Annotated in this window: 2 protein-coding genes; one reads left to right on the forward strand and one right to left on the reverse strand. The window is 73.4% G+C overall.

What is annotated here, in order from left to right; all coding sequences use genetic code 11:
* Nucleotides 1-517 (reverse strand): MFS transporter (locus IH13_RS38945; protein WP_158791417.1); only part of this gene is annotated, 517 nt, incomplete at its 3' end.
* A 54-nt stretch (nucleotides 518-571) separates the two neighbouring features.
* On the opposite strand from IH13_RS38945, the gene IH13_RS41545 reads away from it, so the two are divergent.
* On the forward strand, nucleotides 572-880 hold a 309-nt coding region (locus tag IH13_RS41545; RefSeq protein ID WP_158791418.1), incomplete at its 3' end, for a GntR family transcriptional regulator.

The raw sequence follows: 880 nt of genomic DNA on the forward strand, positions 1-880 counted from the left end.
CGGTGAGCACGGCGGCGGCCCCCGCGCCGCCGACCGCCCACCCGATGTTGACCGCCGTGCGCTGGATGGCCTGGTACCGGATGCGCTGCGGGCCCGCGACGCGCGCGGCGAACAGCTTGGTCAGCACGCTCGACGCCCGGTCGGGCAGCGCCCCCAGGGCCGAGTACAGCATCAGCGGCCAGAACTCGTGACTGGTCAGCAGCGCCAGCAGGGCGGCTCCCCTGGCCAGTTGGGCGACGACGAGGAGGCGGGTCACCGGGAAGCGGTCGGCGAGGCGTCCGGCGAGCGGGGGCCCGGCGATGCCGAGGATCCCGGACGCCCCCATCAGCGTCCCGATCTGGGCCACCGACAGATGGGCGACGTAGACGAAGTAGAGCGTCGACGCCCCGGCCCAGAGGCCGGTACCGATCTTGTCGATGACGGCGACCACCAGCATCCGCCTGCCGTCCCGGCCGCCCGGCACGACGAGCCGCCGGCTGAGCGGGACACGCCCGGCCTTCCTCTGTGCCGATCGCATCGGCCCCATCGCTCCCCCTTGACAGAATTTTTGTATCGGTACAAACTCTCGTCTGTGGCAGAACAATATGCGCTCTCCGGGGCGACGGCCAGAGAGATTTCCGCTTCCGTCGAAAGCCGCGTCGCCGACGGCACGCTGCGGCCCGGCGCCTCGCTGCCCCCGGTGCGCCGGCTCGCCGAGGAGCTGGGCGTGAGCGCCGGGACGGTCGCGGCGGCCTACAAGGAGCTGCGCGGGCGCGGCGTGGTGACGACCCTGGGGCGCGGCGGCACGGTGGTGGCGGCCGCCCCTTCCGTCAGCTCACGGCGTCCCCCCAAGGTGCCCACCGGACTGCGTGACCTGGCGGGCGGACACCCCGATCCCGCG

Origin of the sequence: Streptomyces sp. NRRL WC-3549 (assembly GCF_000721935.1) — a bacterium.
Lineage (GTDB): Bacteria > Actinomycetota > Actinomycetes > Streptomycetales > Streptomycetaceae > Streptomyces.